The sequence below is a fragment of the Methanoculleus caldifontis genome (assembly GCF_032842345.1).
GTDB classification, from domain to species: domain Archaea; phylum Halobacteriota; class Methanomicrobia; order Methanomicrobiales; family Methanoculleaceae; genus Methanoculleus; species Methanoculleus caldifontis.
In genome coordinates, this window is record NZ_WBKO01000002.1 from 253,639 (window position 1) to 267,931 (window position 14,293).

15 protein-coding genes are annotated in these 14,293 nt (G+C 61.3%); all 15 read right to left on the reverse strand.

The annotated features are described in order from the left end of the window. Positions 1-7: 7 nt before the first annotated feature. The gene (locus F8E02_RS10035; protein ID WP_317065397.1) at positions 8-622 is read right to left on the reverse strand and encodes a chemotaxis protein CheC; all 615 of its coding nucleotides are present in this window, start codon (positions 620-622) and stop codon (positions 8-10) included. A 12-nt stretch (positions 623-634) separates the two neighbouring features. Continuing rightward, positions 635-2,593, reverse strand: coding sequence for a chemotaxis protein CheA (locus F8E02_RS10040; RefSeq protein ID WP_317065398.1), 1,959 nt, complete (start codon positions 2,591-2,593; stop codon positions 635-637). Between the two features lie 10 nt (positions 2,594-2,603). After that, positions 2,604-3,623, reverse strand: a complete 1,020-nt coding sequence (cheB, locus tag F8E02_RS10045; RefSeq protein WP_317065399.1) for a chemotaxis-specific protein-glutamate methyltransferase CheB — start codon at positions 3,621-3,623, stop codon at positions 2,604-2,606. 2 nt (positions 3,624-3,625) lie between these two features. Beyond that, entirely contained in the window at positions 3,626-3,988 is a 363-nt protein-coding gene (locus F8E02_RS10050) for a response regulator (RefSeq protein WP_317065400.1), read from the reverse strand. A 69-nt stretch (positions 3,989-4,057) separates the two neighbouring features. Next, positions 4,058-4,864: a CheF family chemotaxis protein gene (locus F8E02_RS10055; RefSeq protein WP_317065766.1), complete on the reverse strand. Its 807-nt coding sequence runs from the start codon at positions 4,862-4,864 to the stop codon at positions 4,058-4,060. A gap of 49 nt (positions 4,865-4,913) precedes the next feature. After that, a complete protein-coding gene (locus tag F8E02_RS10060; RefSeq protein WP_317065401.1) occupies positions 4,914-6,014 on the reverse strand; it encodes a hypothetical protein in 1,101 nt (366 codons plus the stop codon). Continuing rightward, the gene (gene flaJ, locus F8E02_RS10065; protein ID WP_317065402.1) at positions 6,011-7,612 is read right to left on the reverse strand and encodes an archaellar assembly protein FlaJ; all 1,602 of its coding nucleotides are present in this window, start codon (positions 7,610-7,612) and stop codon (positions 6,011-6,013) included. Before flaJ ends, F8E02_RS10060 begins: the two co-directional genes overlap by 4 nt. 2 nt (positions 7,613-7,614) lie before the next feature. Then, positions 7,615-9,468, reverse strand: a complete 1,854-nt coding sequence (locus F8E02_RS10070) for a type II/IV secretion system ATPase subunit (protein ID WP_317065403.1) — start codon at positions 9,466-9,468, stop codon at positions 7,615-7,617. Positions 9,469-9,474: 6 nt separating this feature from the next. Next, positions 9,475-10,218, reverse strand: coding sequence for an ATPase domain-containing protein (locus F8E02_RS10075; RefSeq protein ID WP_317065404.1), 744 nt, complete (start codon positions 10,216-10,218; stop codon positions 9,475-9,477). Positions 10,219-10,221: 3 nt separating this feature from the next. Further along, a complete protein-coding gene (locus tag F8E02_RS10080) occupies positions 10,222-10,695 on the reverse strand; it encodes a flagellar protein FlaF (protein WP_317065405.1) in 474 nt (157 codons plus the stop codon). After that, positions 10,692-11,195, reverse strand: coding sequence for a flagellin (locus F8E02_RS10085; protein WP_317065406.1), 504 nt, complete (start codon positions 11,193-11,195; stop codon positions 10,692-10,694). The genes F8E02_RS10080 and F8E02_RS10085 overlap by 4 nt, the downstream gene beginning before the upstream one ends. Before the next feature lie 3 nt (positions 11,196-11,198). Then, complete coding sequence (locus F8E02_RS10090; RefSeq protein WP_317065407.1) at positions 11,199-11,966, reverse strand: hypothetical protein; 768 nt, start codon at positions 11,964-11,966, stop codon at positions 11,199-11,201. Positions 11,967-12,518: 552 nt separating this feature from the next. Beyond that, positions 12,519-13,103 (reverse strand): archaellin/type IV pilin N-terminal domain-containing protein, encoded by a 585-nt coding sequence (locus F8E02_RS10095; RefSeq protein WP_317065408.1) that lies wholly within the window; start codon positions 13,101-13,103, stop codon positions 12,519-12,521. Between the two features lie 15 nt (positions 13,104-13,118). Beyond that, positions 13,119-13,682 carry an archaellin/type IV pilin N-terminal domain-containing protein gene (locus tag F8E02_RS10100; RefSeq protein ID WP_317065409.1) on the reverse strand — a complete coding sequence of 188 codons (564 nt, stop codon included), beginning with the start codon at positions 13,680-13,682 and terminating at the stop codon, positions 13,119-13,121. 13 nt (positions 13,683-13,695) lie between these two features. Continuing rightward, positions 13,696-14,280: an archaellin/type IV pilin N-terminal domain-containing protein gene (locus F8E02_RS10105; RefSeq protein ID WP_317065410.1), complete on the reverse strand. Its 585-nt coding sequence runs from the start codon at positions 14,278-14,280 to the stop codon at positions 13,696-13,698. Between the last annotated feature and the right edge of the window lie 13 nt (positions 14,281-14,293).

Below are 14,293 nucleotides of genomic sequence, written 5' to 3' on the forward strand. Positions count from 1 at the left end.
AGACAGGTCAGGAGAGCGGCCCCATCAGCTGCTCCAGCATGAGGATTAATTGCCGCATGAGATCTGCGTTCGGGAGCATGTAGATGCACCCGTGGACGGGCGGTGCGTCGCTCGTGAGCACGGTGTTGAAGATCAGGACGTCGTTCACGTCGCAGGCCACCTGCGCGACGATGGACTCGAAGGCCGCATGCGCCATATCGATCGCCAGCGCCGGGGGGGACGGCAGCATGACGATACCCAGCAGCTCCGCGGTCGCATCGAGGAACGCCGAGATCATGATGTTTCCGATCTCGATCGCGGCGCTCTGGTCCATCTCGTTGATCTCACGGTCGGCACCGGTGGTCCCGAGCATCATGTTCGTCATCTGGATGATCGTCTCCCTGGGCATGCTGACGACGATGTAGCCGCCGTCCGCGACCTCTCCCTGAATCTGGAAGACGACCATGGCCGAGACCTCGCTGCCGATGTAGTTGTGCATCTCGGCGATATCGACGACCTGCACTTCGGGTACCGTCATCTCGATCGGGCTCATCAGCATCTGTGAGAGTGTTGTTGCTGCGTGCGCTGCACCGATGTTCCCAAACTCCGAGAGCGCGTCTTTCTGAATCGGATCCAGTTCCATGGAATACCTCACTTAAATCATTGTATTTACGTCGAGCACCGGCACAACGTCGCCGTCTCCGGGTATGGTGATCCCGCTGATCCCGCGGCAGTTCCCGGCAAGCCGGGAGAGCGGTTTCACCACCACCTCCTGCTGGCCGTCGACGGTGTCGACGACGATGCAGCACCGTTTGCCATTATTCTGCAGCACGACCAGCGTATCGCTCTTCTGGGCCCGGCCGAACATATCCTCCAGGCGGTGCATGGGGAGGATCTGGTCTCTGAGCAGGATCGCCTCGCTGTTCCCGATCCGGTGGACCGCCTCCGACCTCGTCTGCGCCACCTCGACGACGTTGCTGATCGGAATAGCGCACCGCATCCCGTTGATGTGGACCATCATGACGTCGATGATCGCCATCGTCGGGGGGAGCACGAGCTCGAACTTCGTCCCGGCACCGATCCGGGTCTCGACCTTGATCGTTCCCTTAAGGGATTCGATGGTCTTCTTGACCACGTCGAGCCCGACACCCCTGCCGCTGATGTCGGTGATCGTCTCGGCGGTGCTGAACCCAGCATCAAAGAGCAGGCCGATCAGGTCGTCTCTCGTTGCGGCGGCCGCCGCCTCGGCCGTCATGCGGCCTTTCTCCACAGCCTTCCTGCGGAGTTTCTCGGGGTCGATCCCGGCGCCGTCGTCCTCGATGTCGATGACGACGTTGTCTTTATCCCTCCGCGCCGCGAGCCTGAGCGTTCCCTTCCGGGGTTTGCCGGCGGCCTCGCGGACCTCCGGCGTCTCGATGCCGTGGTTCACGGCGTTCCGGATGATGTGCAGGAGCGGGTCGGAGAGCCCGTCCATCATGCTCCTGTCAAGCTCGGTCTCGCCGCCCTCGACGGTGAACTCGACCTCCTTGCCGTCGTGGTTCGCGACGTCCCGCACGACCCGGGGGAGGCGGTTGAAGATCCGCTCGAGCGGCATCATCCGGATCCCCATCATGAGGTTCTGGAGGTCGGAGACCGAACGGCCGACCATGTTCAGCGCCTCGTCGAACTCCTTGATGCCGTGCTTCTTTGCGATCTGCTCGAGCCTGCCCCGGTTGATCACCAGGTCCTCCACCAGGTTCATCATGCGGTCGAGCCGCTGGATGTCGACGCGGATGTTCTTGATCTCCCGGCTCTTCTCGGCTTTCACCGCCCTCTGCACCTGCGCCGGTTCGGGTTCAAGTATCGAAGCGGGTTCGAGCACCGGGACCGCCGGGATTGCCTCTGCCGTCTTCATCGCACAGGGCGGGAATGACGAGGGCGAGAGAGCGAGAAGGGAGAGCTCGGTGCCGGAGGCGACGGTCCGGAGCGCGTCCTCGCCTGCCTCGCTCTCGATCAGGATCTCGAACGGGCCGTCGAACTTCCCGTCCTCGAGAAGGTCCCGCGAGGGAGTCGTCGAGAGGACTGTCCCGATACCCTCCAGGTTCTGCAGGAGCAGCATTGCCCGGATGTCCTTCATGGTGCAGGACGGGTCGACGTCGACCAGGAGTCTGTAAACCGGCCGGCCGTCGGCTTCTGCTGCCGGTACGGCGGGGGCTGCGGCCTCCCGAGCGTTCTGCTCGTCCGTGTGCTCCTCCTCCGCAAACGCCCGGAGCTCCTGCACCAGGCTCGTGGACTGCTCGTTTGAGGGGGCCTCTCCCGCCTCGATCGCGTCGAGCATCCCTTCGATCGTATCGGTGCAGGTGAGCAGGAGATCGGTGAGAGATGCGGTCACCTCGCGCCGGCCGCTGCGGATGAGCGAGAAGACGTCCTCCATCGAGTGGCAGAGGTGCTCCATCGCCTCAAAGCCCATCGATGCGGACATCCCCTTGAGAGTATGCGCGGACCGGAAGATCTCGTCGATGGCGGTCTGCTGGTCTTCCCCGCTCTCAAGAGCAAGGAGATTGGTCACGATGTTCTCGTGGTTCTCCCGTGACTCTTCAACGAACAGTTTCCGGTATACCTCTTCATCAAACATGGATATCACCTCAAAGCCGGCTGACAGCCTGCGCGATCTCCCGCGCGAGGTGTGCAAGCGGAACAACTCTGTCGACGCAGTTCCTGGCAAGGGCGGACCGCGCCATCCCGTATACGAGACAGTCTTCTTCGGCGCAGACCATCGTGGTACCGCCCGCGGCCTTCACCGCGAGCGTCCCCTCGCCGCCGTCGCTCCCCATCCCGGAGAGGATCACCGAGACGGTGCGCGGCCCAAAGACGCGCGCTGCGGAGGCAAACGTCGTATCGACAGCCGGACGGACCGCGTGGAGGGGCGGGGCGTTCGAGTGGACGACACGCCCGTGGGCCCTCCCTGCACCGGCAAGGATGCCCGAGACCACGGTATGGTGCCCGGCCTTCGAGACCACGACCGAGCCGGTCTGGAGGATCTCCCCGTTCTCCGTCTCTTTCACCGGCAGGGGCGAGACCCGGTTCAGGCGCTCGGCAAGCGATGCGGTGAACCCCTCGGGCATGTGCTGGGTGACGACGACCGCTGCCGGCAGGTCCGGCGGGAGGGCGGAGAGGAGAGCGTCGAGCATCGGCGGGCCTCCGGCCGACGAGCCGATCAGCACGACCGCATCGGCCTCGCTCCTCCTCGCTGCGGGAGTTCTCACGACCGTCGGGAGCGCGACGAGGTTTCTGATCTTCTGGATGAGTTCCCGCTCGATACCCCGGACGTTCGGGACGTCTCTCGGTTTGAGCATGAAATCGTCGGCCCCGAGCCGGAGCGCCCGGTGAGTCATGTCGGCATGCCGGGACGTCAGCGTGCTCAGGACGATCACCTTCGGTCCCGATCCTCTCTCCCTGAGTGCCTCGAGCACCTCGAGGCCGCCCATGCGGGGCATCTCGATATCGAGCGTGATGACGTCCGGCTTTAAGTCCGCAATCTTTGCAAGGGCGTCGATCCCGTTGACCGCTGTCCCGATGACCTCGATGTCCTGACAGTCCTTGAGCAGATCGCGGAGGATTGTCCGGATAAAGAGCGAGTCGTCAACGATCAGAACCCGTATCATGATCAAGCACTGAGAACGCTCTTGACTTCTTCGAGGACCTTGGGGGCTTGGAACGGTTTGACGATGTAGCCCCTCGCCCCGGTCTTGACGGCAAGTTTGACCATCTGCTCCTGGCCGACCGCCGTACACATGATGACCTTTGCCGCCGGGTCGGCGGCCTTGATTGCCTTGAGCGCCTCGATCCCGTTCATCTTCGGCATGACGACGTCCATCGTGACGAGGTCGGGCTTCAGCTCCTGGTACCTGGCGACGGCTTCCGCTCCGTCTGCGGCCTCGCCAACAATATCGTGCCCGCCGGAGAAGAGGATGTTCTTCAGCAGCGTTCTCATAAACATTGTGTCATCGACGATCAGGATTCTCCCCATCGAACACCACTCAATGTTTATTTGGAGAGTGCGCTATATAGATTTTCGTATTTTAAATAAGTATGGCCGTTAATTTATTGGTGATTTTACCGAGTCAGAGATGTACCTGACACCTTTCGCGGTCAGTTGAACCTCTTTTCTCACGTAAAGTACTTCGGCAAGCCCCATGCCGAGGAGGCGCTCGTAGATGGCGTCGAGGTCCTTGTGCGAGAGTTTGAGCATATTCTCGATGGCGCTCGAGTCCATCCCGCTGTAGACCAGCATGGCCACCTGCCCGGTCAGGGGGTCGATCTCCTCGCGGACCTCGGAGTCCTGCGTCGCCTCTTTGAGGAAGTTGTAGAGGACCTGGAGCGTCGTCATCGGACAGAGGACGAAACTCGTCACGACCTCGTTCTCGGCGAGGTGGTCGATCTTGACGACGTTGAGGTCCTTCTCCTGGATCTCGCGGGATGTGAGTTCGATACCGGCAACGTCCTCGATGGGGATACAGACCTGACTCTCCTGGCTGACGAACCAGATCCCGGTCTTCATGACGGCGATCGCTCCCTTCTCCCACTTCGCGTCCTGGATCAGCACCCCCCCGCGGACTGCGGGCGACATGAAGAAGGCGTTCAGCCGATAGGCGCTCGCCTGGGTAACGATGAACTTCTTCAGGACCGTGAGGACCTTCTCGACGGACGCGATGCGGCAGACCACCTCTCCGTTCGCGCCGGCGGTGACCACCACCTGGTTCTTCTTCTCCTCGAGATCGACCACGGACTTGTAAAGGATCTCGCGGTTGAGGGGGGCATCGATGCGGAAGCGGTCCTCACCGATACCCATCGTCGTCGCGACCCACCTGCCCTCATGCTCGACCTTCACCGGAACCGATTTCATCTCCACCTCCGCACCTCCTTTCAGAGTAAATACCTTTACTACACCTTCATCATTGTGATTTCATCGTCGCGACGATATCCTCGAGATCCGCGGCGAGGTCTCTTGCCGCGAACTTCTCCCCTCTCAGCTCGCGGACCAGACTGATATCCTCTACGAACTTCTTCTTCTTTGAGTCGGACTTGATCGCGGAGATCAGGTCGTCGTCGGCCGCCCCCCCGGACGCAAAGGAGACCATATCGAAGTCTTCTTCCGGCGCGATCTCCGCCTCTTCCGCGATCTCGTCTTCCGGCTCGGGCTCTTCCGTATCCGGCTCCTCGCCCTCGATCTCGATCTCGCCGGCATCCAGATCGTCGAGCGCGGAGAGGTCGTCGCCCAGCGCGCTCATGTCCGGCATGCCGTCGCCTCCGGGGAGTTCCGGAACGTCTGCGGCCATCGGCGGCAGGGCTGCGGCGGGTTCGCCGGCATCTCCGGGGATCTCGATCCCGGACGGGAGTTCGAGGTCGTCGAGGTCGTTCTGGTGCGCCCTGAGGATCGCCGATACGGCGTCCGCGTCCTCCCCGGAGAGGAGGGTGATCTGGTCGGGGTCAAACGCCGTCCCGGTCCCGGATGACTCGCCGTCAAGGTCGAGCGCGTCGAGCGAGTCGAGATCGAGGTCCGCGAGCGAGGCGAGGGGGTCGGCCGCGCTCCCGCCGGCCTTCGGCGGGACCGGTGTCGCCGGACCGGGGACCGTGCCGTCGACCGCCGCATCGAGCATGGCGTCGATACTCTCGATCCGGCTCCTCTTCTCGCCTTCCGGGGCGCGGGCGTGCGCGATCGTCTCCCGGATCGAGGCTGCAAGGGTCCCGATCATGCCGGAGAGGTCGATCTCTTTTGAGGCGAAGCCTCTCAGGCGGGACGGTTTCTCCGCCGCGACTGCTGGCGGCTTCGTCGCTGCCGCCTTCGGAGCGTCTTTACGCTCTCTGAGCGCCGAGCGCAGGCGCGACGGCCTGAGCTCCGCGAGGTCGAGCGCCCCGGTGATGACGAGCGCGAGGAATCCCGCGAGTACGGTGCCTGCGACGATGACCTCGACCGGGGCATCGAAGATGATGATCAGGGAGCCGGTCCCGACGGTGATCAGGAAGAGCAACGGACGACGTAGTCTCTCTCTCATGTTACCCCCACAACTGCTGGAATAGTAAAGAATGCCTTCACCATGATCGGGGCTGCGATGTAGATGACCCCGGTGACCGCGGAGAGCAGGCTTGCAAAGAAGTAGTACATGTACCGGTCGCCGCCCATGACGATCTTTCCTGCAAGAATATTTGCGACGGTCAGCATTAAGAGGATCGTCACGACGTAGGTCCGCATCGTGTCTTCGGGGAAGTTTACGAAGATGTTTAAGGATGTTGCCATGCCACCGCCGACCGTGGCCGAGCTTCCCGATAACGCGGCCGAAGTCTCTGCAAAGTGAGCCATCACGTCCGTTATCGCCCGGGACATGGAGAGGAGGATCTCAAAGAGGAAGACGAAGATCCCGATCATCGCCCCGTGCATCGGGACGAGCAGGACGACGAACCCCTTCACCATCATGTCGCGCTTCCTCCGGAGCAGGACCTGCTCGAGCATCGACGAACCGACGATCTTGCCGATCTGGTCGGGCGAGCCGCCGAGCGTTACCGCGTCGCGGAAGATGTTCATGTACTTGTAGATCAGGTAACTCCCGCTCTCGCCGATGAACTTCCGCCAGCTCCCGGCTTCGTCGAGGCCGAGGTTCAACTTCGACGAGACCGAGTCGATGAACGGCTCCAGGTGGACCAGAGACTTTCTGTCGATCTCCTGGAGCGCGTCGCCGGTGGTGATCCCCTTGCCGCCCATCACCGAACCGAGGCTCCGGATGAACGTGGCGAAGTCGGCGTCGCGGTTGATAACGTTCACGTCGTCGATGTAGCCGATGACCCCGAGCGGCATCAGGAGCAGGCCCGCGAGGAGGAAGACGATACCCATGTTGGCGCCGAGGAGGACGAGCAGGAGGACGATCACGGCGGTTATCGGAACGATGAGGCGCTCGAGCCTCCTGATGATGCCCTGCTCCTTTGAGCAGATCTCGGCAAGGCCGTGCGTCCGGGGGTCGTCGGGAACGGCCCGGTACATGATGGTGATGCCGAAGATCGAGATCAGGAGGATGATCGCGTAGGAGGTGTTCAGGGTCGACTCCAGCCCATCCGGGGCGTAGATCGCGACCGAGATCATGATGATGATCGCGACGAGCGATCCTGAGAGGAGCATCGCGATGTAGGCGTCGCCCCACTTCTTCAGGAGTTCGATCCCCTGCTCGAACGAGTTCCGGTAGATGCTCCGGATGCTTCCGAGTTCCGTGCCGATGAAGTCGTCGTCCGGGACGCCGGAGTCGATCGAGTTCGCGTAGCGATTGAGCATGCTCCGGAGGGTGGTGTTCCGGCACCGCTCGGCGACCGCCCGGAGCGCTCCCGCGTAGCTGTGGCCCCACCCGCCGACCAGGCGCTGCACCTTCGCGATGTAGCGCGAGGGGATGTACTCGAACCGCTCGGAGGTGAACTGGAAGATCTCCGGCCGGGTCACGGATGCCGTGGTGATCGCGGCCATGTAGGTGTACATGAGGAGCAGGTCCTGCTCCATCTTCTTGTTCTCGAGGATGTAGGACCGGAGTTCGAGGAGCGTCTCAAACTGCTCCTCGAAGGGTATCGTCCCCTGGTTTGCCGCCCGCAGACGCTCGGCTACACCCTCAAACACCGTCACACCTCGATGGTGAGCAGGCCCTGCTTCTTGATCTTCGTGGTCATGTGGAAGAGGTCCCAGAACTGGGTATACCCGGCCTTATGGAGCCGCTCGAGGATCTTCGCCCGCTTATCGACCTCGTCGTAGATGTCGGCCCGCCGGTTCTCGGGGATACCGAGCATCGTCGCGATCTTGTTCTCGAGGAGGAAACTGCTCCCTCTCCCGGTGAAGGTGAACTTATCGGTCGCGGGGTCCCAGATGAACGCTGCCATGAAGGAGAACCCCTGGGTCTCGGGGTCGTAGCCGACGAGCTCGTTGACGCTGAGCATCCGCCGGACGGTCCCGCCGCCGGGGCGTTTCACGGCGCTCTGGATGATGACCAGGTTTAAGTTGTCGACGTAGGTCTTGGGGATGCTGATCGGGTCTCCGCAGAGACGCTGGATCAGTTTCTCGACCGACGCGGCGTGGAAGGTGCTCATCACCGGGTGGCCGGTCTGCATCGCGGAGAAGGCGACGGAGCCTTCGACACCACGGATCTCACCGACCAGGATCTGGTTCGGGCGCTGACGGAGGGCGGCCTTGAGGAGGTCGAACATCGTGATCTCAGAGCCGTCCCCTTCGCCCTTCCCCTTGGCCTTCGCGACCTCGCGGGTCCAGTTCCGGTGGGGGACCGTCAGTTCAGGGGTATCCTCGATGGTGACGATCTTGTTCTCGGGCGGAAGGAAGGTCGTCAGGGCGTTCAACGTCGTTGTCTTGCCGCTCGCGGTCTCTCCCGAGACGAACATCGACATCCCGTACTCGAGGCAGATCCAGAGGTAGGCGGCCATCAGGTAGTCGCACGCCCCGCTCTCGATGACCTGGAGGATGCTTAAGGGAACCTCGTTCACCTTACGGATGGTGAAGTTGCTCCCGTGCTTGCTGATCTCGGTCCCGTAGACAATGTTGATACGCGAACCGTCCGGGAGGGTCGCGTCCACGATGGGGCTCCGGTAGGTCAGCGGCCTCTTGATCCGTTCGGCGAGTTTGACGACGAAGGCGTCGAGCTCCGCCGAGTCATGGAACCCGACGACCGATTTCAGGCCCTTGAAGATCTTGTGCTCGATGAAGATCGGCCCGACGCCGTCGCAGGTGATATCCTCGATGTATGAGTCGGAGAGGAACGGTTTGAGCGTCCCCATCTCGATCTTGTCGCGGATCATCAGGTACTCGAGCGCCTTGTACTCCTGCTGGGAGAGGACGACCCGCCCGTCGGTGAGTTCGGGGAGGCCGGGGTTCTTCGGTTTTGCCGAGGCGCCGATATCGGAGGTGAGGAAGGTCTTGATCCGGCCCATCAGGTCTTTTGCGCCCCCGCCGGCGAGGAGGGAGGGATCGATCTCCTCCTCCGGCTGCTTGACGTAGACGAGCTGTTTGATGAAGTTCCTGAGCACCTCGATCCGCGCCTTCTCGGTGACCGGCTCCTCGTCGAGGGCGTCGATCATATCGATCAGTTTCCCCTCGATCACCGGGAGGAGGAGTTTGACGGAGTGGAGGAACGAGGGCTCGATCGGGATGTACCAGTTCCTGACGTCGTTTGGGTCGGGGAAGATATGGACGAACGTCGTGTCGTTGACCGGGTAGATGATGTTCGGGTTCTCCATCGATTTCAAGTCCCGCTTCAATTCCGAGAGGAAGAGCGGGATCCCGACGGTGTTGACCGGGAGGATATGGAGGTACTCGAGGAGGTGGGGGCTTGCCTTGACGTACTCGCGGGCGTTTGCCGGGAGCATCCGGTAGAGGGCGCAGGACTCGACGTTGTTATAGCAGTCGTTCCCCTCGTCGATGAACTCGGGTTCAAACGGGAGGGTGACGGTTGCTTCCAGCGCCGAGCCCATCTCACCTCACACCTTCGCGACCGAGATCGGGATGATCTTGATACCGTAGCCGGGGTGGACCTCGAAACTGATGATGTTCCCCGTGGTCTTGCGCGCGCCGCGGACCTTGACGACCTCGAGCATCATGACGTACTTGCCGCCGACGAGGGCCTTCTTCATGAAGAGATGGGCGTCGCAGATCGAGCGGATGCGCACAAGGGAGTCCTCGACGAAGGCGTAGGTGTGCAGGGTGATCAGGATGGTCTTGCCGTGGTCGACGAGGTTCTTGCAGTTGGTGAAGAACGTGAGGACAGTGTCCTGCTTGGCGTACTCGGTGAAGAGAGTGAGCGAGTCGATGACGATCACCTGCGCCTTGCTCTGCTCCATGTAGGTGATCATCCGCTCAAGCGTCCCCTGCATCTTCTCCTTGGTCCACTCGAACCCGACGACGTGCATCGGAAAGACCCGGAGATAGCCCCAGGCGAAGTAGTCGGAGATATCGAGGCTCATCGACTCCATCTGCGAGAGGAAACTCTTGCTCGTGTTCTCGGTCGAGAAGAGGTCGACGTTGAACCCCTGCTTCAGGGCCCCCCAGATGATCTGCTGGGTGAGGACGCTCTTTCCCGTGTCGTTCTCGCCCTCGATGAGGTTGAGCGATCCGAGCGGGAGGCCGTCGGCGAGCTTCTTGTCGAGCTCGGAGTTCCCGGTCGAGAGGATCGTCTTGTCGGGCATATCGAGGATGCTGCTGTTTGCGTCGTCGCTTGAAGCCATTGTTCATTCACCTGTTATGTACGCCGAACTGCTGACCCCGTTTCCGGTGACGACCTGGACGTATTGGGGGTTCTCGCCCTCGAACCCGACAGCGAGGGTGAGGGTCTCGCCGGGGTCGAGTTCGCCGGGGTGGACGGCGTCGGGGGTTATGTTCTCCTTGCTCCAGGTGTTTACGCCGCTCCCGAAGGGGGTGTAGGCGGGGGTGCCATCGGTGTAGAGGTAGACATCCATCGACCTGATATCGACGATCGGTTCGCTTCCCGTGTTCTTCACCTCGACATAGAGGGTACCGGTGTCGATCCAGGTGCTCTGGACCGCGATCGCCGTCCGCATCCTGACCTCCTGGTTGACGGCGAGGTTGCTCTGGGCCTCGACCAGCACCTCCGTGGTGGTGAGGGCGCCGCCGACCAGGACGTAGGTGGTGGCGACCAGGAGGAGGACGCCGATCCCGGTTGCGATGAGGGGGCCCGCGCTCATGGATTACCACTCGCGGTGAAGGTGGTCGTCCGGGAGAGTCCCGTCGGGAGGACGAACTGGAAGTAGACGATCCGTTCCTCTGCCGGGACCTTACCGGTCTTTACCGTGATGGAGAGGGTCTCCCCCGGGTCCCAGTAGTTGTTTGGGGTCTCCTCAAGGATCTCGTGAGTCCATCTCTCATCTGCGAGCGCTGCCGCCCACGCCAGCCGCTCGAAGTCGCCCTGGCCGCCGAGGAAGACGTCGGCTTTTCGGATGTCGTTTTCGGCGATCCGGCCGGTGCCGACGTTCTTCAACCAGATGCGAGCGTTTTTGTCGTCACCGTTCGCGTAGGTCGTGACGATCTTCACGTCCGTACTCAATCGCTCGTCCACCTTATGGGAGGAGGACGCGATCGTGCCCGATAGGGTGTAGATGACGGGAAAGACTGCGTTAATGAGGACGCCGGCCGATATGATGGCGGCCATGAGGAACATGGCAGTGGTGAAGGTTTCGCTCGACATCCATCATATCCTGTCCAGCAGTTCGATCCAGGTGTCGCCGGCATCCCGCGAGGGCGAGCCCTGCTCCCCGGAACGGTTGCGGGCGAGCATCAGCACCTCGATCATGTCCCGGTCCATCGTCGCGTCTTCGGGGTCGAGGATCCTGTTCAGGACGTAGAGCTCGGAGACGAACTCGTTCGGGCCGATCTCGGCGACGTCGCCCCGGGTCTCGGGGGCCATCCGCATGATCTCGCGGATCTGGTCGGCGACATCTTCGGTGATGTAGCCCATCGACCGGTAGGCGTCGATCATGATCGTCATGTGCTCGTGCCCGTACTTGCCGCACCCCTGGTGCACCCATGCGAAGAGCCGGTGGACCTTCTGGAGCTTGAGTTTTCCTGCGGGCTTCCCCTCAGGGAGGGCCGGCATGCCGCCCGCGGGGATGCCAAGGTCGGCCGGGAAGAACCCGTTACCGATGCCCTGGGCCCCGGGGTTCGCCTCTCCGTCGAGGCCGGCGGAGAGAGCGTCGAGCGCCGGGAGTTCATCGCCGGCGTCCCCGTCGTCGGAAGCGATCTCCGGCAGATCGGCCCTGCTCCTGCCATAGGATGCGGCGGCGCTCGTGAACGGGTTGTCCAGTTCGTTCATCCGCTCCCGGAGGTCGATGAGCAGCCGCTTGATTGAAGTCTTGACGAAGTCCAGTTCCTTCTCGAGGGCGTCGAGACGGGCTTCCGGGTCATCGGAAGATGCCCCGGCAAGTATTTTATCGATCTGAGCCTGGTCTACCCCCACCATAATATTGAATTATATCAGTGTCATGATTAATAAATCTTTGGGGTATCAATACTTGTTTTCCTGTCGCTTTAGTAAGTTCTATTGGTTATGGGGGGGCTGTTGGCGTTTGGGGGTGACGCAAGAGATGAAGCAGGCAGAGATATATCAAGAAGAGTAGTCGATCGGCCTCCTGAAAAGAAAGGCTTCCAACTTCTATGCTACCGGGGTCACAGATAAGTTAACAACAGCCAGAGTCGCCCTGCGTGTCCAGCCCCTGTGAGTACCAGAGAGGTGCAACAGAAGCCCCGGGCGGGAGGTCAGACGAAAGGGTAGCCCAGGGGTGTAAGGGATAGCGGTATCGATCAAGACGTTTCGGTCGAGTTGGAGTCATAAGACGCCCGCGGGCAATACACCCGTCATGACGGTGCCGGGTGCAGCAGGTTTGACGTTCCGGGGTACATACAAGGCCACCCGGTCGACAGGAGGGCGGACGACGACGAAACAACACTGCATGGCGGAGTTGCCGACGTTTCCAGAGGGTTGCGAGCGAAAAAAAGAGTTTGAGCGTTTCGCTCAGTACAGCACGTTGATCTTGTCGATCTCGGCAGGTGCGGTCCTCGTGATCGAGAGGGTCGCGCCCGTCGCAGGTTTCACCTCAAGGGTGAATTGCTCGTTCTTATCGATTGATGTTGGGACATCGACCTGCATAACGAACTGTTCGCCCTTCTCGAGAACAGAACCCGCCGTAGTGGGGTTCTTCACAGAGAAGATGGTCCACTGACCTGCCGCTCCCGGAGAGCCTCCCGGGGAGTGTTCTTCATCCCGTGTCAGGATTTTATACTCGGTCGAGGTAGTGTATGTCAGCACGGTTGAGTTCATGTCGACGACACTGCCGCCGGCAGTCAGACCGAGCGTGAATTCAAGCCTGTCGATTTTACTATCGGCGTCGGTATCTCTTCCGTACACATCTCCGATGACCTCAACACTGGAACTTGCCTGGCCGACGCTGGTGTGGACGACTTCCTGGCTCTTCTGGGTGGTGAAGAACCCGGCGCCGAGCACCACGTACGAGAAGACCGCAGCCACGACGACGAACGCGATCAGGACGATCGCCGCCTCGAGGCCGGTGAATGCATCATCTTTCTGAATCAGTCTCATGGTTTCCTTCCTCCCTCACTTGAGCACATTCCAGGTGTCGAGCTGCGGCGGCGCAGTCCGTTGCAGTCCGAGCACGGCACCGACCGGGGGCTTGAGCTCGAGCCTGGCCTTGTCGTTGACCGGGAACCCGGTGGTGACTTTTGCCTTGAGCGTGAAGATTTCTCCGGCTTCAAGCAGGTTGTCAGTGTCGCCGCCAGCTTTCGCAAAAACGGTCCACTGTCCAGCGCCCGGTTCACCGCCTCCGTCTTTGAATGCGAGGTACTCAAGATTCGTGGCATTCGAGTACGTCAGCACAGTTTTTGACATGTCGACGGGCGAGCCGCCTGCCGTGAGGCCGACATCAAACCTGAGCGTATCGATGACGTTTGCGTTCTTTGCTCCGTAGACGTTCCCGACAACCTCGAGTGACGAACTCGTCTGTCCGACACTGGTGTGGACGACCTCCTGGCTCTTCTGGGTGGTGAAGAACCCGGCGCCGAGCACCACGTACGAAAACACCGCCGCGACGACGACGAACGCGATCAGCACGATCGCCGCCTCCAGACCGGTGAATGCGTTATCCGACTTTATAGTTAACATGCTTCGCTCCTCCTCAGAACAACCTGTTGATCGCATCGATCTGCTCCGGGGCCGTCCGTACGATGGCCAGAGACGATCCGACGACAGGCTTCACCTCAATGGTGAACTCTCCGTTCGGATCGATGGCACCGGGGAATCCTGCAGAGATAGTAAACTGCTCGCGAGCCTCAAGGAGGTTGCCCGTATCACCGTCAGTGTTCATCCTCTTTGAAATCGACCACTCCCCTTCAGCCGCATCAGCATCTTCGTCGTAGAAGGGGTCGGCCTGGGTAAGCGTCTGGACCGTCGTCTTGTTCGAGAAGGTCACGACAAGTTTCTCGAAATCGACTGTGCCTCCGCCCGCGGAGAGACCGAGGGTGATCGTGGCGGAAGTCAGTTTATTAGCGGCCCCGACACCTATCACGTCCCCGACCACTTCCATGCTGGAACTGGTCTGCGATACGCTGGTGTGCACAACCTCCTGGCTCTTCTGTGTGGTGAAGAACCCGGCGCCGAGCACCACGTACGAGAACACCGCCGCGACGACGACGAACGCGATCAGCACGATCGCCGCCTCGAGGCCGGTGAATGCATCTTCGTTTCTCACGAATTTACTCATGAAACGTTTCCTC

Coding starts and splice junctions, on each gene's coding strand:
- F8E02_RS10040 (WP_317065398.1), bottom strand. CDS start 2,593: ATGTTTGATGAAGAGGTATACCGGAAACTGTTCGTTGAAGAGTCACGG.
- F8E02_RS10100 (WP_317065409.1), bottom strand. CDS start 13,682: ATGTTAACTATAAAGTCGGATAACGCATTCACCGGTCTGGAGGCGGCG.
- F8E02_RS10080 (WP_317065405.1), bottom strand. CDS start 10,695: ATGAGCGCGGGCCCCCTCATCGCAACCGGGATCGGCGTCCTCCTCCTG.
- cheB (WP_317065399.1), bottom strand. CDS start 3,623: ATGATACGGGTTCTGATCGTTGACGACTCGCTCTTTATCCGGACAATC.
- F8E02_RS10105 (WP_317065410.1), bottom strand. CDS start 14,280: ATGAGTAAATTCGTGAGAAACGAAGATGCATTCACCGGCCTCGAGGCG.
- F8E02_RS10060 (WP_317065401.1), bottom strand. CDS start 6,014: ATGAGAGAGAGACTACGTCGTCCGTTGCTCTTCCTGATCACCGTCGGG.
- F8E02_RS10035 (WP_317065397.1), bottom strand. CDS start 622: ATGGAACTGGATCCGATTCAGAAAGACGCGCTCTCGGAGTTTGGGAAC.
- F8E02_RS10070 (WP_317065403.1), bottom strand. CDS start 9,468: ATGGGCTCGGCGCTGGAAGCAACCGTCACCCTCCCGTTTGAACCCGAG.
- F8E02_RS10050 (WP_317065400.1), bottom strand. CDS start 3,988: ATGGGGAGAATCCTGATCGTCGATGACACAATGTTTATGAGAACGCTG.
- F8E02_RS10055 (WP_317065766.1), bottom strand. CDS start 4,864: ATGAAATCGGTTCCGGTGAAGGTCGAGCATGAGGGCAGGTGGGTCGCG.
- F8E02_RS10090 (WP_317065407.1), bottom strand. CDS start 11,966: ATGGTGGGGGTAGACCAGGCTCAGATCGATAAAATACTTGCCGGGGCA.
- F8E02_RS10095 (WP_317065408.1), bottom strand. CDS start 13,103: ATGAGACTGATTCAGAAAGATGATGCATTCACCGGCCTCGAGGCGGCG.
- F8E02_RS10075 (WP_317065404.1), bottom strand. CDS start 10,218: ATGGCTTCAAGCGACGACGCAAACAGCAGCATCCTCGATATGCCCGAC.
- F8E02_RS10085 (WP_317065406.1), bottom strand. CDS start 11,195: ATGTCGAGCGAAACCTTCACCACTGCCATGTTCCTCATGGCCGCCATC.